Origin of the sequence: Cupriavidus sp. AU9028 (assembly GCF_019795295.1) — a bacterium.
Taxonomy (GTDB): Bacteria; Pseudomonadota; Gammaproteobacteria; order Burkholderiales; family Burkholderiaceae; genus Cupriavidus.
The window spans coordinates 194724-211562 of the sequence record NZ_JAIMCG010000005.1; the positions used below are offsets into that span (position 1 = coordinate 194724).

At 68.1% G+C, this 16839-nt stretch carries 15 protein-coding genes and 3 tRNA genes; 5 read left to right on the forward strand and 13 right to left on the reverse strand.

Going from position 1 to position 16839, the window contains the following annotated elements:
- The first annotated feature begins 95 nt into the window (after nt 1-95).
- From K6V06_RS08055 to K6V06_RS08070, 4 genes are all read left to right on the forward strand, one after another.
- Nucleotides 96-1643 (forward strand): DNA-3-methyladenine glycosylase 2 family protein, encoded by a 1548-nt coding sequence (locus K6V06_RS08055; protein WP_255581693.1) that lies wholly within the window; start codon nt 96-98, stop codon nt 1641-1643.
- A 1-nt stretch (nt 1644) separates the two neighbouring features.
- Nucleotides 1645-2193, forward strand: coding sequence for a methylated-DNA--[protein]-cysteine S-methyltransferase (locus tag K6V06_RS08060; RefSeq protein WP_222241900.1), 549 nt, complete (start codon nt 1645-1647; stop codon nt 2191-2193).
- A 51-nt stretch (nt 2194-2244) separates the two neighbouring features.
- Complete coding sequence (thpR, locus tag K6V06_RS08065) at nt 2245-2796, forward strand: RNA 2',3'-cyclic phosphodiesterase (protein WP_222241902.1); 552 nt, start codon at nt 2245-2247, stop codon at nt 2794-2796.
- A gap of 140 nt (nt 2797-2936) precedes the next feature.
- Nucleotides 2937-3683, forward strand: coding sequence for a flagellar brake protein (locus K6V06_RS08070; RefSeq protein WP_222241904.1), 747 nt, complete (start codon nt 2937-2939; stop codon nt 3681-3683).
- Nucleotides 3684-3855: 172 nt separating this feature from the next.
- Here the strand turns inward: K6V06_RS08070 and K6V06_RS08075 are convergent, their stop codons facing one another.
- From K6V06_RS08075 to K6V06_RS08125, 11 genes are all read right to left on the reverse strand, one after another.
- Nucleotides 3856-4023 carry an IclR family transcriptional regulator gene (locus tag K6V06_RS08075; RefSeq protein ID WP_255581694.1) on the reverse strand — a complete coding sequence of 56 codons (168 nt, stop codon included), beginning with the start codon at nt 4021-4023 and terminating at the stop codon, nt 3856-3858.
- A 469-nt stretch (nt 4024-4492) separates the two neighbouring features.
- The gene (locus tag K6V06_RS08080; protein WP_222242036.1) at nt 4493-5233 is read right to left on the reverse strand and encodes an IclR family transcriptional regulator C-terminal domain-containing protein; all 741 of its coding nucleotides are present in this window, start codon (nt 5231-5233) and stop codon (nt 4493-4495) included.
- Nucleotides 5234-5363: 130 nt separating this feature from the next.
- A complete protein-coding gene (gene hisN / locus K6V06_RS08085) occupies nt 5364-6242 on the reverse strand; it encodes a histidinol-phosphatase (RefSeq protein WP_222241908.1) in 879 nt (292 codons plus the stop codon).
- A gap of 125 nt (nt 6243-6367) precedes the next feature.
- Complete coding sequence (locus tag K6V06_RS08090; RefSeq protein WP_222241911.1) at nt 6368-7132, reverse strand: IclR family transcriptional regulator; 765 nt, start codon at nt 7130-7132, stop codon at nt 6368-6370.
- Nucleotides 7133-7136: 4 nt separating this feature from the next.
- Nucleotides 7137-8375, reverse strand: coding sequence for a CaiB/BaiF CoA-transferase family protein (locus tag K6V06_RS08095; RefSeq protein ID WP_222241913.1), 1239 nt, complete (start codon nt 8373-8375; stop codon nt 7137-7139).
- Nucleotides 8376-8378: 3 nt separating this feature from the next.
- The gene (locus K6V06_RS08100; RefSeq protein WP_222241915.1) at nt 8379-9545 is read right to left on the reverse strand and encodes an acyl-CoA dehydrogenase family protein; all 1167 of its coding nucleotides are present in this window, start codon (nt 9543-9545) and stop codon (nt 8379-8381) included.
- A gap of 369 nt (nt 9546-9914) precedes the next feature.
- A complete protein-coding gene (locus K6V06_RS08105; RefSeq protein ID WP_222242038.1) occupies nt 9915-10865 on the reverse strand; it encodes a tripartite tricarboxylate transporter substrate binding protein in 951 nt (316 codons plus the stop codon).
- An 81-nt stretch (nt 10866-10946) separates the two neighbouring features.
- The gene (locus K6V06_RS08110; RefSeq protein WP_222241917.1) at nt 10947-11333 is read right to left on the reverse strand and encodes a cupin domain-containing protein; all 387 of its coding nucleotides are present in this window, start codon (nt 11331-11333) and stop codon (nt 10947-10949) included.
- A gap of 324 nt (nt 11334-11657) precedes the next feature.
- Nucleotides 11658-11732 (reverse strand) — tRNA-Thr (locus K6V06_RS08115).
- Nucleotides 11733-11764: 32 nt separating this feature from the next.
- Nucleotides 11765-11840: transfer RNA gene (locus tag K6V06_RS08120), tRNA-Gly, on the reverse strand.
- A 4-nt stretch (nt 11841-11844) separates the two neighbouring features.
- Nucleotides 11845-11920: transfer RNA gene (locus K6V06_RS08125), tRNA-Asn, on the reverse strand.
- 91 nt (nt 11921-12011) lie between these two features.
- Between K6V06_RS08125 and K6V06_RS08130 the strand changes: the two genes are divergently transcribed.
- On the forward strand, nt 12012-13430 hold the full coding sequence (locus K6V06_RS08130; protein WP_222241919.1) for a mannose-1-phosphate guanylyltransferase/mannose-6-phosphate isomerase: 1419 nt from the start codon (nt 12012-12014) through the stop codon (nt 13428-13430).
- A gap of 93 nt (nt 13431-13523) precedes the next feature.
- On the opposite strand, the gene K6V06_RS08135 is transcribed toward K6V06_RS08130, so the two are convergent.
- Nucleotides 13524-15119, reverse strand: a complete 1596-nt coding sequence (locus K6V06_RS08135; protein WP_222241921.1) for an ATP-binding protein — start codon at nt 15117-15119, stop codon at nt 13524-13526.
- A 216-nt stretch (nt 15120-15335) separates the two neighbouring features.
- Nucleotides 15336-16727 carry a tetratricopeptide repeat protein gene (locus K6V06_RS08140; RefSeq protein WP_255581697.1) on the reverse strand — a complete coding sequence of 464 codons (1392 nt, stop codon included), beginning with the start codon at nt 16725-16727 and terminating at the stop codon, nt 15336-15338.
- Between the last annotated feature and the right edge of the window lie 112 nt (nt 16728-16839).

Below are 16839 nucleotides of genomic sequence, written 5' to 3' on the forward strand. Positions count from 1 at the left end.
CCGGGGGAGAGGGCAGCCCACCACCGACGCACCTCCGGACTTTGATGTCCGGATCCGGCCAATCCGCTTTCCCTGGGCGCGGTAGGATGCGAACCATGGAACGCGAATCCTCCCTCGACCCCGATACCTGCTATCGCGCGATCGTCTCGCACGACCGCCGGTTCGACGGGCGCTTTTTCGTCGGCGTATCGAGCACCGGCATCTACTGCCGCCCGATCTGCGCCGTGCGCACGCCCAAGCGGGAGAACTGCACCTTCTTCCCCACCGCAGCGGCGGCGGAGAAGCAGGGGTATCGGCCCTGCCTGCGCTGCCGGCCCGAGCTGGCGCCGGGTCATGCGTTGTCCGAACTGTCCGGCCGGCTGGCGCAGGCGGCGGCGCGGCTGATCGAAGAGGGATTCCTTGCCGACGCCGATCTGCCCGCGCTGGCGGCGCGCATCGGCGTGACCGATCGGCATCTGCGCCGGCTGTTCCAGGCGCAGTACGGCGTGACGCCGCTGGAGTACGCGCAGACCCAACGTCTGCTGCTGGCCAAGCGCCTGCTGACCGATACCGCGTTGCCGATTACCGAGGTGGCAATGGCGGCCGGCTTCGGCAGCGTGCGGCGCTTCAACGAGCTGCTGCGCTCGCGCTACGGCATCGCGCCGGGCACCATCCGGCGCGGCAATGCGGCGAAAGTCTCGGCCGACGAGCTGGTGTTCGAGCTGGGCTACCGCCCCCCGATGGCATGGCCTGCACTGATGGCATTCCTTGGCGCGCGCGTGGTGGAGGGCGTCGAGCAATTCGTGCCGGATATGCATGGTGGCAGCTACGGGCGAACGGTCGCCGTGGAGGTGGCTGGCCGCGTCCATCGCGGGTGGTTCCGGCTGACGCTGGTGCCGTCGCGCTGCCTGCTGCGGGTCGCCGTGTCGCCCACGCTCGCCCATGCCGTGCCGCAGGTGCTGGGCAAGGTGCGGCGGCTGTGCGACCTTGGCTGCCGGCCCGACGTGGTGGACGGGCACCTCGGGGAACTGGCGGCGGCGACGCCCGGCATGCGGCTGCCGGGCGCGGTGGACGGCTTCGAGATCGCGGTGCGCGCGGTGCTGGGGCAGGTCGTGTCGGTGGCGCAGGCGCGGGCCATGCTGGGCCGTCTGGTCGCCGCGCACGGCATGCCGATTCCCGCGCCCGATGGCAAGCTGCGGCTGTGCTTTCCTGCCGCCGCCGATCTGGCGGCACTTGCCCCGGCGCAACTCGAAGCGTGCGGCATTCCGCCGGGCAAGGCGCGCACCGTGAACCGGATTGCCCATGCTGTCGCGAGCGGTGCCTTGTCCCTGGAAGCAGAAGCGCCGCCCGAGCAGACGGTGGCCGCCCTGTGCGACATCGACGGCGTGGGCGACTGGACGGCGCAGTATGTCGCCATGCGCGCGCTGGGATGGCCGGATGCCTTTCCCGCCAGCGACTACGCGCTGCGCAAGGTGATGGGCATGGCCACGGCCGGCCAGGTCCGCCGCCACGCCGCGCAGTGGGCGCCGTGGCGCGCCTATGCGGCGATGCACCTGTGGCAGCGGTATGCCGAGCAGACGGCGCAGACACGCAGCACCGGCGCAACTGCGCAGGCCGCTGCGATCATCCCGGCGCCGGAGGTGGCGCCCTTGCAGGAGTCGTGACATGACGCACTATCGAACTTTCTCCAGCCCGCTTGGCCCCATGCTGCTGCGCGCGGAGGCGGATGCGCTGACCGGCGTGTTCTTCGCCGGCCAGAAGCATCACCCGGCCGGGCCGTTCGCGCTGGCAGCCAGTGGCGAGGACGGTCCTGTCCGCCGCCTGCTGGATGCGGCAATCGAGCAGCTCGGCCAGTACTACGCGGGCGAACGCCGCGCTTTCGACCTGCCGGTGCGCCTGGCGGGCAGCGCCTTCCAGCAGCGTGTCTGGCAAGCGCTGCAGGAAATTCCCTTTGGCGAAACCGTGAGCTATGGCGCGCTGGCGCGCAGGCTGGACCTGCCCGCCGCGCACGCACGTGCGGTCGGCATGGCGGTGGGGCGCAATCCGGTTTCGGTGATCGTGCCATGCCACCGCGTGCTGGGTGCCGCAGGTGCGTTGACCGGCTATGCTGGCGGCATCGAGCGCAAGCAGGCGCTGCTGGGCATCGAGGGCGACGCGCGCTGGCGCGCTGGGCTGCGGTGCAGCGAGTGGGCGGGCTCGCCTCTGGCGGCCTGATACGCCAACGCTGCATCGACCGGAGCATCGTCACGATGACAGGAGCCGGATTTGACGCGGCTATTCGTCGCCCTTGATACGCCAGCGGAACTGGCCATCGCCCTGCGCGCCACGGTGCCGGCAGGTGCGGGGCTGCGCGTGTCGCCGGCCAGCCAGATCCACCTGACGCTGCGCTTCATCGGCGAAGTCGATGAAGCCGGCATTCCTGGCATCGAGACAGCGCTTGCCCGCGTGCGGGCGTCGCCTTTCGCGCTGGCCGTCGAGGGCGTGGGTCGCTTCGGTTCCCCTGCGGGCGCACGCGGCGGCGGCGTGCTATGGGCCGGTGTCCGGCCGGAGCCGGCGCTGCTGGCGTTGCAGGCCGCAGTGGAGTCGGCATTGCAGGCGGCCGGCATTGCCCGCGAGCGGCGCGCCTGGCATCCCCATCTGACCGTGGCGCGCATCGGGCCGCGCACCGGTGCCGCAGCGGTCGAACAATGGCTGGCACAGCATGGCGGCATGACGTTCCCCGGCTGGACGGTATCGCGCTTCATCCTGTACGAGAGCCGCCTGCTGCCCGGCGGCGCCGAGCATCGCCAGCGGCGCGGCTATCCGCTCGCGGCATAAGCCGGACAACCCCACGGAAGTCGGGCTAAAGTTTTGTCCGCTTCTGGCCGTTTTTGCACTAGAGTCCTCACCGCCTGCCGGCGGCAGGGCGCCAGTCGCGCGTGCGCCGCGCGCGTCCGTATCCAGCACCGCGTATTCCCATGAACCCCCAAGAGTCCACCGAAGCCTCGCAGCCGCAGCATCTGGCGGCGGACGAGCAGTACCGGCTAACCCATTCGTCGCAGATCGGCACTGTGCTGCGCGATCTCGCCTGGCAGAAGTGCACGGTCAACGTGCGCACTGACCGCGCCAGGGAGACCGTCACCGCACTGCTGCATGTGGACCCGTCCAGCCGTACCTTCGTGTTCGACTGGTGCCGCACCGATGACGAATCGAAGGCGGTGATGGAATCGAAGAAGAACGCGTTCGCGGCCTCGCTGCGCGGCGTGCCGGTCAATTTCGAGATCGGAACGGCGACGCCGATCGATTTCCAGGGTGGCCCCGCGCTGCAGGCGCTGTTCCCGGACAAGCTCTATCACTTCCAGCGCCGCCGGCATTTCCGCGCGCGCACGCTGGTGACCCGTAGCTACTCGTGCGAGGGACGTCTCGAGGACGGCCGCATTGTCAAGCTCGATATCTCGGACCTGTCGCTCTCCGGCGTGGGATTGCGCTCGCGCACCGTCGGCGACGCGCAGCTTCCGGTGGGTGCGGAGCTGTCGCGGGCCCGCCTGGATTTCGGGCAGCTCGGCAAACTGGATCTGGATCTGCGCGTGGTCGGCCACTGGCTGGTGGGCCGCGATGAGAGCGCGATCCACCATTTCGGCTGCACCTTCGTCAATATCGACGGACGCGTGGAGAACATGCTGCAGCGCCTGGTGTTCGCGCTGGAACTGGCGCACCGCGGCTAAGGCGCGGTGCCGGCTCGCCCCGGCGGGCCGGCCGGCTTGAGTCAGGCGAGCAGGCGGTGCCTGGACGGAAGCCGTGTTGGAAGACGCCGGTCAAAAGATGCCGGCGGCAAATCGCTCGCCGACTCGGCGAAAGCAGCGGATCCGGCCTCTCGCGGCAGGACCGCGCAAGCCGTCATTGCGGCTTGGTCTGTGCCACCATCGTGATGGCAAGCATCACATCCCCGGACAGCCGGCCGCCATTGCTCGGCATGCCTTCATTCGCCAGGATGTCCCACAGGTTCTCCGACCCTGCCGCGATGCGCTGACGCAGCTCGGCCAGATAGGCATGTTCTGCCGGCATCAGCGGCCGCTCCCCGCTGCGCATGTCCGCAACGATTGCCCCGAGTGAGAGTTTTTCGAAAGTCATATTAGTGTCGCCCCGATCACTCATTTGGAGCGACTTGCAATGCAATTCGCTCCAACGAGCGTCGATTCTATCGAATTTGTACGAATCCGTTTAAAACGAACATAGAGGCTTTTACCCACTGTTTCTTCGAGTGACCGCCAAAACGGAGAGAAGCGCCACGGCCCGGGCACAAATGCCGGCACCTCGCGAAGGTCACGGGAAACGCACGACATCACAGAAGAGTGCCGGCTCATGCGCCTGTTGCGTGCCGGTTGCGCGCACATTTCGCGCACATTTCCCGCACACGTACCGAAAATAAATCGGGGATGCAGTGATCCCCGATACATCCAATTCGGGAAATTTTCCGGCGGCGCCATGCAATCCGCACCAAAGGCGGGATTGCTTCACGTGGAATTGGCAGCGCTCAGCCAGTAATGAGGCGAGCCATTGCGGCAGAGGCTTCGCGCATGGCCGGCAGCAGGCGCCGCACCATGTCCGGCTCATCGACTTCGCCGACGCGCACGCTGACGCTGATCCCGGCCACCGCGCGCCCACTCTCGTCCGGCACTGGTACCGCGATCGCGCGCAGACCCGGCTCCAGCTCCTCGTCCACGATCACATAGCCGTCATTGCGGGCCTGGACGAAGCAGCGCTCGAGCTCGGCGCGGGTGACCTTGGTCTGCACGGTGCGGGGATGAAGATCGGCGCGGCTGAAATAGGCGTCCTGCGCCGCCTGATCGAGGTCCGCCAGCAGCACCCGGCCCACGGACGTGCAGAAGGCGGGCAGCCGGCTGCCCATGCCGAGCGCGTGGGTCAGTACGCGGCGCACTTCCGAACGCGCCAGATAGAGGATGTCGGTGTCCTCGAGGATCGCCAGCGCGCAGGTTTCGTTCAGCGTGCGGCTGAGCTGGTCGAGGATGGGCTGAGCCTGCGCCACCAGCGCCGTGGAGGAGAAATAGGCGTGCCCGAGGTGCAATACCCGCGGGCGCAACGCGAAGCGGCCGTCCTCCTGGCTGACGTAGCCCAGCTGCTCCAGCGTATAGAGGCAACGGCGCACCGAGGCGCGGGACAGCCCCGTACGCTGGGCCACCTGGGCGATGGTGAGCGGACGCTTGCGCTCCGAGAAGGCCTCCAGCACCGTCAGCCCGCGCGCCAGCGACAGCATGAAATTGGGATCGCCGGCATAGCGCTCCAGCCCCTGCGGGCGGGCCGGGGCGTCGAGCCGCACCGGTGCGGCCGCAGTAGAAGGGCCCGTGCCCGGCACGGACGGCTTGCGCGCAGTCATGGCGGCTGGATCAGCTGCCGGCACGCAGCGTGGCCAGGATACGCGCATGCAGGCGCGGGTTGGCGCTCGCCACCACGCGTCCCCCTTGCTGGGCGTCGCCACCGTTCCAGTCGGTCATCACGCCGCCGGCGCCCTCGATGATCGGGATCAGCGCCTGCACATCGTAGGGTTGCAGCCCGGCTTCCACCACGGCGTCGACGTGCCCGGCCGCCACCATGCAATAGGCGTAGCAGTCGCCGCCATAGCGCAGCAGGCGTGCCTGCTGCGCGACCCGCTGGAAGGCGTTCCAGTCGGCCTCGTCGGCATACATCTGCGGAGTGGTACACATCACGGTGGCATCGGCCAGCGTTTCGCACGCACTGCTGGACAGCCGCTCTTCGTGCCCGGCGCGCCGCAGCATGGCCGCGCGGCCATCGCCATGGAAGCGCTCGCCGGTGAAGGGCTGGTCCATGATGCCGAGCACCGGTCGCGTGCCATCGTTCAGCGCGATCAGCGTGCCCCACAGCGGCAGGCCCGAGATGAAGGCGCGGGTGCCGTCGACCGGATCGAGCACCCAGGTCCACGGCGTCTGCCCTGCGACGCGCCCGTGTTCCTCGCCGAGGATGCCGTGCTGGGGATAGCGCGCCGCGATGCGCTCGCGCATCGCCGCTTCGGCGCGGCGGTCGGCTTCGGTCACCGGGTCGTAGCGCAGCGCGGGCTGCGCGACGTCGCGGCCCGCGCTCTTGTCGTCCACCGCCATGCGCGAGCGGAACAGGGGCAGCGTGCAGGATGCCGCCGCATCGGCCAGCTCGTGCGCGAAGGCCAGGTATTCGGCGAGGGCCGGATCGCTCCGGGGGCCGTTGGCGGAATTTGCGGAGGCGGCGGAAGCAGCGGAATCAGTCGGTGTCATGGCGACGAGAGGAGAAAGCGGATGCGGGCGAGCCAGCAGCGGCCGGTTCGCCGGCAAGCCGACGGGCCCTGCCGGGCCGGAAAAGCGAAAATCGTATCAGGCTTTGCCGCCGAGGGCACCCGCGGTCAACCTTGCAGTGCCCGCACCGCCGCGCGCAGCGGCGCGGCTAGCTGGGCTTCACGCGGTTCGACGCGGTACAGCGGACCGGCCACCGAGATGCCATACATGGCGCCGCCGAGCATCACCGGCATCGCGATCGCGCCCAGGTCGGCCAGCGATTCCCCAAAGTTGCGGGCCCAGCCGCGCTGCCGGCTGTGGGCCAGTTCTTCCTGCAACGCGGCGCGATCGGGCAGTGTCCGGGCCGTCAGCGGCGTGAAACTGGCATTGGCCAGTACGGCATCGCGCTCGCTGTCGGGCAGCGCCGCCAGCAACGCGCGGCCGATGGAGTTGGTGTGGGCCTGCCGGTGCTCGCCCGCCGAGGCGGTGTAGCGCACCGGGTTGCGCGACTCGAACACGGCCAGGTACAGCACGCGGCCGTCGTCGCGCAGCTTGCCGAAGATCACCGTTTCGCCGGTTTCGTCCCGCAGCGACTCAAGTACCGGCTGAACGCGCTCGAGCAGAGGATCGTTGGCGGCGATGCGTTCGGCAATCGCCAGCAGTCGGCCGGTCGGGTAATAGCCCTGGCGCCGGCCGGATTCGTACAGGTAGCCCAGCGAGGCCAGCGTGCGAATCAGCCCCAGGCAGCTGGACATTGGCGCCCCAAGCAATCTGGCGAGCTCCGTCAGCGTCAGCGACCGGCCCTCGCGGGCGTAGATCTCCATGATCTCGATGACGCGCAGCGCCGTCTTGACGTTGGCGGCGCTGCGCTCGGCGGGCTCGGCGGTGGTCATGCTGTCATCCTGGGCTGTTGCGCGCGGGGCCGGCCCGCGTGGCATCGTCTGGTGGCGCCGGCTCCTGCTCCCGCTGACGGGAGGCGAGCGCTTGCGGCAGGCGACGAATATTACCCGGCGTGCGCGAGAACCGCGTCGGAATGCCCACCGTGCGCAGCCGCCCCTCGGTGGGGTGGTCGTATTCCCGCACCAAGCCGGTTGCGCGCAGGTGCGGGTCGTCGAGCACCGCGTCGAATGCGGGTACCTCGCCGTGCGGGATGTCTGCGTCGCGCAGCAGCGCCAGCCACTGCGCGGTGGTGCGGGTGGCGACGATGTCCGCGAGGGTGGCGTACAGCGTGTCGATATTGGCGCTGCGCCCGGCCGGGGTTGCGTAACGCGGATCGGCGGCCAGGTCGCCGCGGCCGGCCAGCGCGAAGAACCGCGTCCACTGCGCGCTGGTGTAGGGCAGCAGCGCCAGATAGCCGTCGCTGGTGCGGTAAGGCTTGCGATGCGGCGACATGACGCGCCCGTAGCCCGCGGCGCCCAGGGGCGGCACGAAGGTCTGGCCGGCCAGCTGCTCGACCGCGAGAAAGGACACCAGCGTCTCGAACATCGGCACTTCGATCGCCTGCCCGCGGCCGGAGCGCTCGCGCTCGTAGAGCGCCATTGGAATCGCGTAGGCCACCGTCAACCCCGCCACCTTGTCGGCGAGGATGGTGTTGACGTAGCGCGGGCCGTCCTCGTTCGCGCCCTGGAAGGCGGCCATGCCGCTGCGGGCCTGGATGATGTCGTCGAAGGCCGGCTGCCCGGCATAGGGGCCGTCGTCGGCGTAGCCGTAGGCACCGCAGTAGATCAGCCGGGGATGATCGGGCGCGAGGGTGGCATAGTCCAGCCCCAGCTTGCGCAGCGAGGCGGGCCGTACGTTGGAGACGAACACGTCGGCGCCGGCGATCAGCGTCTTCAGCGCCGCCAGGTCGCCGTCGCGCTTCAGGTCCAGCATGGCGAAGCGCTTGTTGCGGTTCAGGTTCAGGAACGCCGCGCCCATCGCCGGGTGTAGCGCGGGTTCGGCATGGCGGAACACGTCGCCTTCCGGCGCTTCGACCTTGATGACGTCGGCACCCATGTCGCCAAGGATCTGCGTCGCATAGGGACCCATGCCGACCGACGTCATGTCGACGACACGCACGCCGGCCAGCGGCCCGGTCGGCTTGTGTTCGCCGGCCTCGTCGTCCGGCTGCCAGGCTGGGATCGGATCAGGTGCCATGGTTCAGTAGGACTTGGGCAGGCCGAGCACGCGCTCGGCGATGAAGCACAGGATCAGCTGCGGGCTCACCGGTGCAATGCGCGGGATGTAGGACTCGCGCAGCAGCCGCTCCACACGATACTCGCGCGAGTAGCCCATGCCGCCCAGCGTCAGCACCGCGGTCTGGCAGGCGTTGTGGCCGGCTTCCGCGGCAAGGTACTTGGCCGCGTTGGCTTCCGCGCCGCAGGGCAGTCCGGCGTCGTAGCGGGCCGCGGCCTTCATCACCATCAGGTTGGCGGCCTCCAGCTGCATCCACGCGAGCGCCAGCGGATGCTGGACGCCCTGGTTGGTGCCGATCGGGCGGCCGAACACCACCCGTTCCTTTGCATACTCGGTGGCGATCGACAGGGCCGCACGACCGAGGCCCACCGCTTCGGCGGCGATCAGGATGCGCTCCGGGTTCAACCCATGCAGGATGTATTCGAAGCCGCGGCCCTCTTCACCGATGCGGTCCTCCTCGGGGATGAACAGCTCGTCGATGAACAGCATGTTCGAATCGACCGCCGCGCGGCCCATCTTGTCGATCTCGCGCACTTCCACGCGCTCGCGGTCCAGCGCCGTGTAGAACAGCGTCAGTCCTTCGGTCGGTTTGCCGACCTCCGCCAGCGACCGGGTACGGGCCAGCAGCAGCATGCGGTCGGCCACCTGCGCCGTGGAGATCCAGATCTTGCGGCCGCTGACCGAATAGCCGCCCTCGACCTTGTGCGCGACAGTCTTGAGCCGGGTCGTGTCCAGCCCGGCATCCGGCTCGGTGACGGCAAAGCAGGCCTTTTCCTGGCCCGCGATCAGCGGCGGCAGGAAACGGGTTTGCTGCTGCGGCGAGCCGAACACCACGACCGGGTTCAGGCCGAAGACGTTCATGTGCACCGCGGAGGCGCCGCTCATGCCCGCGCCGGACTCGGCGATGGTCTGCATCACCAGCGCGGCTTCCAGGATGCCGAGCCCCGCGCCGCCCAGCGTTTCGGGCATCGCTACGCCCAGCCAGCCGCCTTCGCACAGGGCGCGGTGAAAGTCATGGGGAAACGTCGCGGTGCGGTCCCGCTCGTCCCAGTAGTGCATGTCGAACGGCGCGCAGACACTGCGCACGGCCTCGACGATGGCATGCTGCTGATCGGTCAGTTCGAAGTTCAAGGGAGCCTCGATCGAGTGTTTTGGTGGGTCTGAGTCACTGGGTCCCCGCCTGCGCGGGGACGACAGGGGTGGCGAAGGACGGCGGCGCTTGCCAACCACCTCGTCGTCCCCGCGCAGGCGGGGACCCAGCGTCTTTCGTTGAGCGACATCGCGGTCTTCAAGCCACTGGGTCCCCGCGTTCGCGGGGACGACAGGGGTGTGCGAAGGACGGCGGCGCTTGCCGACCACCCCGTCGTCCCCGCGCAGGCGGGGACCCAGCGTCTTTCGTTCAGCGACATCGCGGTTTTCAAGCCACTGGGTCCCCGCGTTCGCGGGGACGACAACAGTTGTGCGAACGACTGTGGCGCTGGCAAACCAGCGCGAAACGGATCACTCCGGCTTGATCCCCGCATCGCGCACCAGCCGCGACCACTTGTCCAGTTCGGCCGAGACGAACTTGCCCAGCTCCCCGGGCGTGCTGCCGATCGGCTCGAAGCCGAAGGCGTTGTACTGCGAGGCAAGCTGCGGATTGGAGACGATCGCCACCAGCTCGCGGTTCAGCCGCTCGATCACCGGCGCAGGCGTGCCGGCGGGCGCGAACACGCCGTTCCAGGAGGTGATGTCGAACCCCTTCAGTTCGGGCACGCTCGCCAGCGGCGGGACGTCGGGCAACAGTTTGCTCGGCTGTGCGGTGGTGACGCCGATCGCGCGCAGCTTGCCGGCGCGGACGTTGGCGATGCCCGCGGCGAAGTCGACGAACATCAGCTGGATCTGGCCGCCGATCACGTCGGTCATCGCCGGCGGCGTGCTCTTGTACGGCACGTGCAGCAGGTTCAGCCCCGCCATGCGCGCCAGCGTCGCGCCGGAGACGATGCCGGTGCTGTTGCCGCTGCCGTAGGACATGCCGGGATGCGCCTTGCTGTAGGCGATGAACTCGCTGACGGTGCGGATCGGCAGCGACGGACTGACCACGAGCATGAACGGCAGGTTGCCCATGCGGGCGACCGGCGCGAAGTCCTTGACCGGGTCGTAGCGCAGCTGCTTCATCAGCGACGGGTTCGCCGAGTGCGTGGTGTTGGTCGTCATGAACAGCGTATAGCCGTCGGGCGCGGCCTTGGCGACGTATTCGGCGGCGATGGTACCGTTGGCGCCCGGCTTGTTCTCCACCAGCACCGGCTGCCCCAGCGCATCGCCCAGATGCTTGGCCGTCAGCCGTGCGACCGCGTCAGTACCGCTGCCCGCCGCGAACGGCACCACCAGCTTGACCGGACGGTCGGGGAAGTTCTGCGCCAGAGCCGGCGTGCTGGCGGCTAACCCCAGCAGACCCGCGCATACGCCCATCAGCGATAGCGTGCGCTTCCATTGCTTGTTCATGGCATGTCTCCTCGTTGTGGTTTTGTTTGCCTTGCACTGCCTCGTTGGCTAGGGCCGCCGCACGCGCTCGGGCGACTCCTCATACGGCGGCGAATAGATGACCAGCACCTTCACCGGCTCGTCGCTGATCACGGTGAACACATGCATGGCGTCGGCGGGAAAGAAGCAGCAATCCCCGGGGCCCAGCTCGCGCCGTTGCCCGCCCACTTCGGCGAGCGCCCGGCCTTCGAGCACATAGCAAACCTGCTCGATGCCCGGATGCGCATGCGGCAGTGCGCCCTTGCCCTTTTCGATCGTGCCGTGCACGACCTCGAGCTGGCGGGCGCCGACGGTGTCGGGACCGATCAGGCGCCGGTTCAGCGTGCCGACGTGGTTGGCCGGGTGGTAGCCGGGGGTGTCGGCCAGCGACACGAAGTAGGTAGGGTGGTCTTGCATGTCTGCTCCGCTTCCGTTTCCTTCCGTATTTCGAATAAGTATTCATATACGTGAAGTAGAAGGTCAAGGCGTTTTCCGCTTCCCGCGGGTAAACGAGGGCGCGTCAAACGTCCTGCGGCAGCAGGGATCTGGCGGAGGGACCGCAACGGTGGAGCGTTCGGCGTCAGCCGAAAGGAAAGGCGCGCGTCTGGCCTGGAAGTTGCGTTTCCGCTACGACTGCCCGCGGCGACGACAACACGACCGAACGGCAAAAGGCCACGCTACTCGGGCCGGCGAAGGCCGTGGCGCTGCACGAAAACGAGATGGGGGGAACGGCAATGGGGATGGTGCCCATGGGCAGGATCGAACTGCCGACCTCTCCCTTACCAAGGGAGTGCTCTACCACTGAGCCACATGGGCATTGCATAGCCGGGTTCAGACGAACCGGCATTTGGAGCGGGAGACGAGTCTCGAACTCGCGACCTCAACCTTGGCAAGGTTGCGCTCTACCAACTGAGCTACTCCCGCTTGATGGCTCCCCGACCTGGGCTCGAACCAGGGACCTGCGGATTAACAGTCCGTCGCTCTACCGACTGAGCTATCGGGGAATTGCATCGCAATGCGAAGAGGCCGGATTCTACTATCGCTTTTGCCGTTACTGCAAGCCAATTGCAGCTTTTGCGATACCACGGAGTTGACATGCAAATCATCCCTGTGATTCTGTGCGGCGGCAGCGGCAAGCGGCTGTGGCCCATGTCGCGTGGCGGTTTCCCCAAGCAGTACCTCGCCCTGGTCGGTCAGCAGACGCTGGTCCAGCAGACCGCCTTGCGCGCGAGGAGCGTCGCGGGCGCGGCCCCGCCTATCGTCATTACCAACGCCGAGCAGCGCTTTCTTGCCGCGGAGCAATTGCGCAGCGCGGACATCGAGGCGTCCGCCATCGTGCTGGAGCCGGTGGGGCGCGATACCGCGCCTGCCGTCGCGGTGGCCGCATTGCTCGCGCTCCAGGATTGCGGCGATGCCTTGCTGCTGGCGATGCCATCGGACCACGTCATCTGCAACACCAGCCGCTTCGCGGAACTGACCGCGATGGCGGCCGAGGTCGCGAAGGAGGACTTCCTGGTGACGTTCGGCATCGAACCGGCCAGCCCGCATACGGGGTACGGCTATATCCGCCGCGGCACGCCACTGCGGGACGGCGTCTACCAGATCGACCGCTTCGTCGAGAAGCCGGACGACGCCACGGCGAGCCGTTTCCTGCAGGAGGGCGGCTACTACTGGAACAGCGGCATGTTCCTGTTCAAGGCCTCGGCCTTTCTGGACGAACTGCGCCAGCATGCGCCTGCCATTCTGCGGCACGCGAGCGAGGCGCTCGAGGCGAGCTCGCGCGACGAGGATTTCCTGCGGCTGGAGGAGGCGTCGTTCAGCGCCAGCCCCGAGCTGTCGATCGACTACGCCGTGATGGAGAAGACCGGCCGCGCCGCGGTGGTGGCGGCGTCCGACCTTGGCTGGAACGACATCGGCTCCTGGGCCGCGCTATCGGAAATCGCGCCGCGCGACGACGACGGCAATGCCACCCTCGGCGACGTGCTGACCGAGGGGGCGAGCAATTCGTATATCCGGGCCGAACACCGCATGGTTGCAGCGGTTGGCGTCAGCGACCTGGTGATCGTGGAGACCGCGGACGCGGTGCTCGTCGCCCATCTGGACCGGACCCAGGACGTCAAGCAGATCGTCGAGCGTCTGAACGAGTGCCATCGCTGCGAGTCCGTCACGCACCGCCGCGTGTACCGCCCCTGGGGGAGTTACGAAGGCATCGACCATGGCGACCGCTTCCAGGTCAAGCGCATCGTGGTCAAGCCCGGCTCGTCACTGAGCCTGCAGATGCATCACCACCGCGCCGAGCACTGGGTGGTGGTACGCGGCACCGCGCGCGTATCGAACGAGGACAAGGTGATGCTGCTGACCGAGAACCAATCGACCTATATTCCGCTCGGTGCTCGCCACCGCCTGGAGAATCCGGGGAAGATTCCGCTGGAGCTGATCGAAGTGCAATCGGGCTCGTATCTCGGGGAGGACGACATCATCCGGTTCGAAGACAACTACGGGCGAGGAGCCTGAGCCGGACGGTGGACCGGACCCATGCACCAGGTCCATGCACCGGGTTCATTCAAGGCGAGCCGACCCGGCGAGCAGGCACGCCCCCTATCCGGCTTACCCGCGTTCGTCCGCCTCCGGCAGTTGTCCACTCTCCACCACCGCCAGCAGCATCTGCAGTTTGGGCAGCTCTACCGGCTTGACGATATGGAAGGCGAAGCCGGCGGCCTTGCTCTCCGCACGGTCGCCCGGCTGGCCAAAACCGGTCATCGCGGCGTAGACGGTGTGCTGCCACTCCGGCAGCGCGCGCAAGCCCCGCAGCAGGGCGAAGCCGTCGACCATCGGCATCGCCAGGTCCAGCAGGGCGAGATCGGGCACGAAGTCGCTGGAGCGCTCCATCGCTTCCTCGGCATCGTAGGCCACGCGCACATCGTGTCCCAGCACCTGCAACAGCATGCCCAGGCTGTCGGCCGAATCGCGGTTGTCGTCGACCACCAGCACGCGCAGCTGGCGCGTGGCCTCCGGCACCCGCGTGTCTCTCGCTTCTTCCGCCGGCGCCAGCCCCAGCGGCAGCCGCACCGTGAAGGTGGCGCCCATCCCTTCGCCGGCACTGCTGGCCCGGATGCTGCCGCCATGCAGTTCCACCAGCGACCGGCACAACGACAGGCCGATGCCAAGGCCGCCTTCCTCCGACACCTTGGCGCCGGCCTTGCTCTGGAAGAACAGGTCGAAGACGTTCTCCAGGTCCTCCGCCGCGATGCCGCGCCCTTCGTCCCGCACGCGCAGCTCCAGCGCCTGCGCTTCCAGCTGGCAGGACACCTCGATCCGGCTGGCCGGGGGCGAGAACTTGGAGGAGTTCAGCAGCAGGTTCTGCAAGACCTGGATCAGCCGGATCGAGTCGGCCCGCAGCACGACTGGCATCGGCGGCAGTCGCAGGTCCAGTTGCTGCCGCCGACGGTCCAGCGACGGGCGCGCCGACTCCACCGCGCGCGCCACGATGTCCGACAGCTCGACGCGGCTCAGTTGCAGCTCGACCTTGCCCGAGGTGATTCGTCCCATATCCAGCAGGTCGTCCACCAGCCGCGTCAGGTGCGTCAACTGGCGGTCCAGCACCGCCTGGCAGTGGCTCAGCGTCGTGCTGGCCGCGCTGCCCACCGCCACGCCTTCCAGCCGCATCAGGTTGACGGCGTTGCGCATCGGCGCGATCGGATTGCGCAGTTCATGCGACAGCGTGGCCAGGAACTGGCTCATGCGGCGGCTCGACTCTTCGAGTTCCTGCAGCCGTTTGCGCTCGCTCATGTCCCGGGTCACCTTGGCGAACCCTTCGAGATTGCGATGCTCGTCGTACAGCGCGGTAATGATGACGTTGGCCCAGAACAGCGTGCCGTCCTTGCGCACGCGCCAGCCCTCGTCCTCGAAGCGCCCGATCTTTGCCGCCTGCTCGAGTTCGAATTCCGGCCAGCCGCGAGCGACGGCATCCGGCGTGTAGAAGCAGGAAAAATGGCGCCCGATGATCTCGTGGGCGGCATAGCCCTTGATCTTGCCCACGCCGCGGTTCCAGCTGGTCACATTGCCGCGGGGGTCGAGCGTGAAGATGGCGTAGTCCTGGATGGCCTCGACAAGCATCTGATAGCGGCTTTCGAGGCGTGCACCGGTGTCCGTCTGCGCGGGTCTTGCCGGTGCCCCCCGTGCGGGGGTGGGGGTGGATGGCATGGCATTCGCTTCCGCTTGAAGATGTCGGAAGAATACAACTAATGCACATTGCCCGGCCACCCTGCAATGGCCGCAAGGGCCACATTGCGGGAAAAAAGCCCCGTCAAGGACGGGGCTGCGAGTTGCAAACCGCGGGGCGGCGCCGCATCCGGTCCCTGGCCGAAGCACTCGGGGAGGGAGCTCGACAAGGCGCGACCCCCGTGTTGGCGATGCCGCTCAGGCGGCCCGCTGCACGGCTGCCACCGGCGAGGTGCGCTGCTCTGCCGCCTCCAGGTCGTCTTCGATCGCCAGCGCCCGCACCCGCTGGGCCAGCCGATGCAGGCTCGGATTCATCGGCTTGAGCTCCGTCCGCTCGGCGGCGAGCGCCTGGGCCAGCCGGGTGTTGCCACCCCGCAACGCCGCCTCGATCAGGGTCAGGTTCAGCACGTCGCGCTGGGCATGGCTGCCGCCAAAGCGCTGCGCGATCAGCCGGGTCGCGCCGAGCAACTCGATGACGCGATCGTAATCGCGCGCCTCGTAGGCGATCAGCGCTTCCACCACCGGCAGGCCGACGTCGCGCGACATTGCCGCGTTCGCGCCGCTGCCGCGCGCCGCCCGCTCCATCGCCGCGACCAGCCGGGCGAACGCCGCCGGCCGGTCATCCCCCAGGTAGGCCATCGCCGCGTGGACATCGTTGAAGGCGTACTGCCCCTCGGCGCCGCGCGCCTCCCAGGTGTCGGCCAGCTCCTTCCAGCGGTCCCCGACATCGACGCCGCGCAAGCAGAGCCGCCACAGCATCGCACTGGCGTCGATCACATCCAGCGCGACGGCCGAATGGCCCGAGCGGATCCGCTCGTCGTACAGGGCCAGCACGCGCTCCGTGTCGCAACGCTCGAGGTGGAACAGCGTCAGGTGCCACCAGTTGTGCACGGCCATCATGTTGTCCTGCGACCAGTCCGCGGCGCGTGCCTGCAGCCATTCGATGCCGTCATCGGTGCGGCCCTGCATCTCCATCACATGCGCGACGGCATGGATGGCCCAGGGGTCGCGCGCATTGATTTCCAGCGCGAAGCGGCCGCGCTCTTCCGCCTGCTCGTACAGGAAGGTCTCTTCCAGACCGAAGGCATGCATGCCGAGCACATGGCTGAAGCCCGGCACCGCGGCATTCCAGTGCGGCAGCACCTGGGCGACGCGATCGCGCAGCATGCTGGACTGGCCGAGGAAAAAGTCGGTCAGATGAGCGACCTGGATCGCCAGCAGGTCGCGCGGGTAATCGACCACGATCTGTCCATACAGGCGATTGGCGCGGCAGAAGTCGCCCTCCAGCCAGGCACGGGCGGCGGCCAGATGGCGCTGCTCGCGCTCGTTGGCGCGCCCCAGGTGCGCGTCCGCCTGCTCCAGCGCCTGGCGCAGCATCGGCATCACGGCGCCGTCCCCGGCGGTGACCAGTAGTCCGGCTCGCATGGCGTGGCCCATCATGAAGTCCGGCTCTTCGGCGAGCGCGTTTTCGATCAGCGTCAGGGGGTCGCCGTAATAGCCGTTGAACAGCTCGAGCGCCGCGTCGTAGCGCTCGATCGACCGGCTGTTGCCGGACGAGACCTTCAGATGCCGTGCGTCGGTGTGTTCCATGATGTCTTCCTTGGTCGAGGCGGATACAACGGACCTGGAATGCCAGGCCCTTGCCGGTGAAACCGGTAAGGCCAAGCGTAGGAAGGGGCTGTGAAGGGTCCGTGCGGCGCGG